At 34.9% G+C, this 6,148-nt stretch carries 7 protein-coding genes and 1 other annotated feature; of the genes, 6 read left to right on the forward strand and 1 reads right to left on the reverse strand.

Annotated features, from left to right (window positions below; all coding sequences use genetic code 11):
- The first annotated feature begins 25 nt into the window (after positions 1-25).
- The 4 genes from EZV73_RS03390 (at position 26) to EZV73_RS03405 (ending at position 4,390) form a co-directional block, all read left to right on the forward strand.
- Entirely contained in the window at positions 26-1,336 is a 1,311-nt protein-coding gene (locus EZV73_RS03390) for a VWA domain-containing protein (protein WP_240838298.1), read from the forward strand.
- 273 nt (positions 1,337-1,609) lie between these two features.
- A complete protein-coding gene (locus tag EZV73_RS03395; protein WP_240838300.1) occupies positions 1,610-2,992 on the forward strand; it encodes a sodium:alanine symporter family protein in 1,383 nt (460 codons plus the stop codon).
- Positions 2,993-3,113: 121 nt separating this feature from the next.
- Positions 3,114-3,662, forward strand: a complete 549-nt coding sequence (locus tag EZV73_RS03400; RefSeq protein WP_240838302.1) for a hypothetical protein — start codon at positions 3,114-3,116, stop codon at positions 3,660-3,662.
- Positions 3,659-4,390 (forward strand): WecB/TagA/CpsF family glycosyltransferase, encoded by a 732-nt coding sequence (locus EZV73_RS03405; RefSeq protein WP_240838304.1) that lies wholly within the window; start codon positions 3,659-3,661, stop codon positions 4,388-4,390. The genes EZV73_RS03400 and EZV73_RS03405 overlap by 4 nt, the downstream gene beginning before the upstream one ends.
- 10 nt (positions 4,391-4,400) lie before the next feature.
- On the opposite strand, the gene EZV73_RS03410 is transcribed toward EZV73_RS03405, so the two are convergent.
- Positions 4,401-4,880 carry a DUF1543 domain-containing protein gene (locus EZV73_RS03410; protein WP_240838306.1) on the reverse strand — a complete coding sequence of 160 codons (480 nt, stop codon included), beginning with the start codon at positions 4,878-4,880 and terminating at the stop codon, positions 4,401-4,403.
- A 98-nt stretch (positions 4,881-4,978) separates the two neighbouring features.
- Between EZV73_RS03410 and EZV73_RS03415 the strand changes: the two genes are divergently transcribed.
- Together EZV73_RS03415 and EZV73_RS03420 are read left to right on the forward strand one after the other, a co-directional pair.
- A complete protein-coding gene (locus EZV73_RS03415; protein WP_240838308.1) occupies positions 4,979-5,425 on the forward strand; it encodes a GNAT family N-acetyltransferase in 447 nt (148 codons plus the stop codon).
- 56 nt (positions 5,426-5,481) lie between these two features.
- Positions 5,482-5,686: a binding site (T-box leader), on the forward strand.
- 232 nt (positions 5,687-5,918) lie between these two features.
- Positions 5,919-6,148, forward strand: a 230-nt coding sequence (locus EZV73_RS03420; RefSeq protein WP_240838310.1) for a hypothetical protein, incomplete at its 3' end; no start/stop codon positions are given.

Below are 6,148 nucleotides of genomic sequence, written 5' to 3' on the forward strand. Positions count from 1 at the left end.
ATCTTTATATAGGGGAGGTTTTAGTATGAAAAAACTATTAAGTATATTTATGATAGGTTTGATTTTAGTTGGATGTGGTAGTCAAGACATGGTATCAGATGATGTGGTCACAGAGACTTCAAGTATTCATGTAGAAACAAGTACTGAAAGCGCAGGTGAAAGTGCTGAGATAAGTGTTGCAGATAGTCCTCTTGTAGACAGTGTTGCAACATTTACAGGCACATCCGTTGAAGAAAGTACATCTTTAGAGTCTGTGGCTGCAACAGATAAGTCTTTTGTAAAAGTGACCGTCAGAACGGAGTCATCTTATGGCAATCAACAAAGTCAAGCAGGTCTGTTAACAGCAGGTAGATGGAATGACAATGAAGAATTTGATTACTTTATGAATGTACTAAGAGACAACAATTGGTACAGTATGCAGGCCTACTGGGGTTTTGAAGATTTTACGAGATATTCATTTGAAATAGTGGACAGTCATCAAAATCCTTTAGTTGGTGCAAAAGTGACACTCAAGTCCGATCAAGGTCAAAATCAAGCTGTTGGTATCACTGATAACAAGGGAAGGGTAACCATATACCCTCTTATGAATGACCAAATGAAAGTATTAAAAGCATCTATTGAGTACAATCAAAGACTTTTTGAGATACTCGATTTAGAGGAAGAAGAGTATGTTGTTACCTTAGATGTAAAAGATGACAAGCCTCAGAATGTTGACATCATGTTTGTTGTAGATACAACAGGATCCATGTCAGATGAGTTGGAATATCTAAAAGTAGAATTACTTGATGTGATTGAACGTGTAAAAAAAGAAAACGCCAATCAATTGAATCTTAGAATGAGTGGTAACTACTATAGAGATCATGGTGACCAATATGTTGTTAGATCTTACGACTTTACATCCAATATAGAAAAGGTTCTAGATCAGATGTCTATCCAGATAGCAGATGGTGGTGGCGATTATGAGGAAGCAGTCGTAGAAGCCCTAAGCGATGCGATTTATAAACATAAGTGGTCAAGTAAAGCACGTGCTAAACTATTATTCTTAGTACTTGATGCACCACCACATCATAATGATGAAAATATTGAGGGGATTCATGCTTTGATGAGAGAGGCAAATGAGAAGGGGATAAGGATTATTCCAATTGCATCTTCAGGTATAGACAAGGAAACAGAGTTTTTATTGAGATTTATTGCCCTTGATACTGGTGGAGAGTACATCTTTTTAACTGACCATTCAGGCGTAGGCAACAGCCATTTGACACCAACAATAGGCTATTATGAAGTAGAACAGCTTAATGATATGCTTGTTGATGTCATTAATGACTATGTAGAGTAGATTTTCTACTCTTTTATTTAGATGCATTTGTTAATTTAATAACGAGGATAACGTTTTTCTATAATGAGTTGATTTAAATGTATATTTTTTTGTGACAAATACAACAATTGCATGTGAGTGTTATCAAGGTGTCTAGAGTTCGACTTGAAACAAGACAAAATAATACCAAAAAATACATTGTTAAAATATTGACAATAAGATTTTATTAAGTTACTATGTAACCGTAAAACGCGTTTTGGTTATGTCATTATACTTATTCATCTAGGAGGTTTTATGGAGCAGGCAAACATATTTTTTCAAAAAATTAATGGTTTGGTATGGGGACCACCTCTACTAATATTGTTAGTAGGGACTGGGATTTATCTAACTATTCGATTAGGTTTATTACAAATTTTTAAGTTACCTCTAGCATTAAAATATTTATTTACTAAAGATCCAGAAATGACATCTGATAAGGCAAAGGGGGATATCTCAGCTTTTGCATCGGTATGTACAGCTTTATCAGCTACAATTGGTACTGGTAATATAGTTGGTGTTGCAACTGCAATCAGACTTGGCGGTCCAGGTGCATTATTCTGGATGTGGATGGCAGCATTCTTTGGCATGGCAACTAAATATGCTGAAGCACTTCTAGCTGTTAAATACAGAGTTGTAGATGACAACGGCCAAATGTCAGGTGGTCCTATGTACTACATTGAAAGAGGCTTAAACAATAAGTTCTTAGCAAAGATGTTTGCAATCTTTGGTATTGGTGTTGCATTCTTTGGAATAGGTACTTTTGCACAAGTTAATTCTATTACTTCTGCAGTTGAAATTGCTTTTAATGTACCAGTTGTTATTACAGGCGTTATCTTAACAGTAGCTGTTGCCATGGTAACCTTAGGCGGTATCAAGTCAATTTCAAAAGTTTCAGAAATCGTCGTGCCTTTCATGGCTGTTTCATATGTTTTATGTACAGTAGTCATCTTGATTCTAAATGCATCTCAACTGCCAGCAACATTTGCCTTAATTATTAAGGCGGCCTTTACACCAACTGCAGCTGCAGGTGGTTTCTTAGGAGCATCAGTTGCCTTAGCATTAAAGTCTGGTGTATCTAGAGGTGTTTTCTCAAATGAATCTGGCTTAGGTTCAGCGCCAATTGCAGCGGCGGCAGCAAAGACAAACTCGTGTGTAAGACAGGGTCTTGTTCAAATGACAGGTACATTCTTTGATACAATCATTATATGTACCATGACAGGTGTGACATTGATTCTTTCTGGCGTTTGGAGTAATCCTGCATACGAAGGAGCGGCTGCAACAACTCAAGCCTTCAGATCATCTTTACCTGCTTTTCCTATCGTAGGTGAGTTGATCGTTACAATTGGTCTTATATTCTTTGCCTTTACAACAATCCTTGGTTGGAACTATTATGGTGAACGTTGTACAGAGTACCTATTTGGTGTAAAGGGTATAAAAATCTATAAGTACATTTTCATTGTATTGGTAGCAGTTGGACCTTTCTTGAAGCTAAATCTTGTATGGACAATCGCAGACATCGTAAATGGCTTGATGGCAATCCCGAACTTAATCGCCATTATCGGTTTAAGTGGTGTGGTTGTGAATGAGACCAGAGTCTTCTTCGATGACTTAAAGTTAAAAAGTAAAAAAATTGCATAAGATAGTGACCTCTGATAATCAGGGGTCATTTTTTTCTAAATATTGTCTTAAATATGAAGAAGATATTTAAGTTAACAAGCTTCATGTGGTATTCTTATTTAGGAATGAAGAGGTGAAGAGAATGATAAAAAAGCAATATTTTATTGGATTTGTAATAGTTAGTTTGATTATATTAATAGGTTTTGGTCTTAGACTCTCTACATTAAATCGAGTTGTAGACTTACAAGGTCTTATGATTGAGTCTCTTGAAAAAGAGTTGGATCGTTCCGTTGATTTAAATGAGGAACTTGGTAAAAACCTTAAGACCTATGAAGATATAGTAGACGATTACAAGACATTGGTGGAGGATCTTGAAGCGAGGTCTAAAAATCTAGAAGAAGATCTTTCTTATTATGAAGTATTTGACTATTATGACCGTATGGATAATTCCCTTGGTAAGAATGCGACTATGATTATAGAGTCGAATCTTCTAGAAAAAAGTGATATAATAGTACTTCATGAGGATAGTCCATGGGACATGTTTTTTACAGATGTCAGAGTATTGACCAACTCACTTGCAATTGGTTTCTTTGAAGATGGACATGCAAGTGGTTATGGTATATATGAATATAAGATTAACGAAAAAAATGAAATAGAATGGCTCGTAATATATGAAAGGATGACGCATTGAAAACTGAAAAAATATTAGGTGTAGACTTCACCACTTTAGATTTAAAGGGGTGTATTGATAAAATAGATGAGGTTGTTAAAAATAGTAACAAACCCTTTCATGTTATAACAGCAAATCCAGAGATTGTGATGCAGATAAACAGGGGGGAAATACCTGAAAGTGCATCTTCTAGAGTGGGGATGATTACGCCTGATGGGATTGGTATAGTTTATGGGTCTAAAATCTTAGGTGGCCAAATAAGAGAACGTATCACAGGTGTGGAACTATTGGTTGCTCTATTAGAACATTGTCAAAGTGAAAAACACCGTATCTTCTTTTTAGGTGCTGATGAAGAAACCATGACAGCTTTTAAAGATGTTGTTGCTGATAAATATCCAAAACTCCAAGTAGCGGGTTATAGAAATGGTTTCTTTGATATCAATAAGGACAAAGAAATTGTGGAGATGGTTAAGGGTTCACAGACGGATATTTTAATTATGGGGATGGGTTCACCTAGGTCTCATATATGGTTTGATTCTAGAAGAGATGACTTAAATGTCAAAGTGGCTATGGATGTTGGCGGAGGCTTTGATGCTTTGACTGGTAAGGTTCAAAGAGCACCTGATTGGATCCAAGCCATTCATATGGAGTGGTTTTATAGAAGACTGCAAAATCCATCAAGAAAAGACAGACAGAAAGACCTTTACAGGTTTGCCTTGGATGTTTTTAAAGAAAGGTTTAAAAGATAAGATGACTGGGTCATCTTATTTTCATATAACCAATAAATTCTTTGTTTAACGTGACAGTCTCACTAGGCTTAAGATGTATCTTTTCTTGACCTTGTAAAACATCATTGATGTCTACTATGTTATCGAGATGAAGATCTTTTATGTCCTTGTAAGCTTTTGTTGCAAGATCGATGGCTTCAGATTTTGATCTACTAGCGATTAATAAGTTCTTGTGCCATTCCAGGTAAGAAGCTTTTTCATTGCCTCCTAAATTTACCATGTAAAGTTTTATATCAGATGCCTTGTCTGAGAGGGAGATGTCATAACCATCAACTTGGTTAATGATTTGATACCTGTCTATATGGAGTGATTTTTCTGTACCGAACCAAGTGGATTTTAAAGATTCGTAAGTGCCTTCAATAGATTGACTGGCTACAAATCTAATATCATGAACTTCAATGTTTGACTTATCTGTTTTGCCACCAATGGTGATCATAAATAGCTTTTTCATAGGTTCTCCTTTTATAAATCCATTATACGATGAGTATTTATTTTATGATAGATATTTTAATTATATGGTAAAATGAGTATAGAGTGATAGGGGGGATTATGGAGATTAATTATGTAAGTGGTGGCATGGAAATTATAGATGCCATAGAAGAGTTGTGGAATATGCAGTGTGATTATCATGAGGAAAAGTCTCTTTATTTTAAAGACAAGTTTAAAAACTTGACTTTTGAATATAGAAAAAATGCTATGATGCGTGATGATAAGGATGTTAATATCATTATTGCTCAGGATGGTCATATGTCTATCGGCTATGTCATTTCAACAATTAAAAATGGTACAGGGGAGTTGTTTTCTCTATATCTCAAGCCCCATTATCGTGGTTTAAATATAGGTGAGAAACTTATGGAAGCTTCTCTTACTTGGATGGAAAATTCGGGTGCTGAGAAAATTGAGTTAGGTGTAGCAGTCGGTAATGAAGTAGTATTAGATTTCTATAGGAAATTTGACTTTTATCCTTATGTCATTATGATGGAAAGAAAAAAGTAATTGCTAATAGGACTTGACTAGTTATCATAAATGAATTATGATATGAAAAGAATTACATATCAGCGATGAGTAGAAATAGTAAGTATATATGATCTAAGAGAGAGTGTGGTTGGTGTAAACACTTGGTCCACTTTATACTGAACCAGTCTATGAGCTTTCAGATGGAAACTAAGTATATCTGAACGGTAATACCGTTAAAATATCGAGTGATGCTCATTGAGCGTAACTTAGGGTGGTAACGCGGATAACTTCGTCCCTTTTTAGGGGTGGAGTTTTTTTATTGCTTAGGAGATTGCATTGATCTAAAATTTCTAAACATGATAGTATGCCTTGCAAATACTCATTATTATTGTGGTGGAAAGATATTACAAATGCTCTTATTGATATAAAATCAACTTTGAAAAGGCATACTATGTGTAATAAAACAACACCGAACAAACGTTTGCTTCATTTAAGGTTATGATGTATAATTATAGTTAAGAGGAGGTAAATAATGGGAACGAAACGTGTTAAGAAAAAGAAAGCAAAGTCTTTAAAATTAGCTTATTCATTTCATGTAGAAATTGAGTCTAGATTTGATGAAACGATTTATCAAACCAGTATTCATATGGGCAAGTTCTATAATATGACTTTGTATGAATACCATCAAAAAAATTATCTTACACAGAACCAGTTTTATGATAAGTTTAAAGATCATTATAGATGTGGTTATTTACAAGCGCA

Origin of the sequence: Acidaminobacter sp. JC074 (assembly GCF_022496765.1) — a bacterium.
GTDB lineage: Bacteria > Bacillota > Clostridia > Peptostreptococcales > Acidaminobacteraceae > JABXKX01.

Bases quoted from the DNA above. Each gene is read 5' to 3' on its own strand.
- EZV73_RS03400 (WP_240838302.1), top strand. From the start codon at position 3,114: ATGATAAAAAAGCAATATTTTATTGGATTTGTAATAGTTAGTTTGATT.
- EZV73_RS03415 (WP_240838308.1), top strand. From the start codon at position 4,979: ATGGAGATTAATTATGTAAGTGGTGGCATGGAAATTATAGATGCCATA.
- EZV73_RS03410 (WP_240838306.1), bottom strand. From the start codon at position 4,880: ATGAAAAAGCTATTTATGATCACCATTGGTGGCAAAACAGATAAGTCA.
- EZV73_RS03395 (WP_240838300.1), top strand. From the start codon at position 1,610: ATGGAGCAGGCAAACATATTTTTTCAAAAAATTAATGGTTTGGTATGG.
- EZV73_RS03390 (WP_240838298.1), top strand. From the start codon at position 26: ATGAAAAAACTATTAAGTATATTTATGATAGGTTTGATTTTAGTTGGA.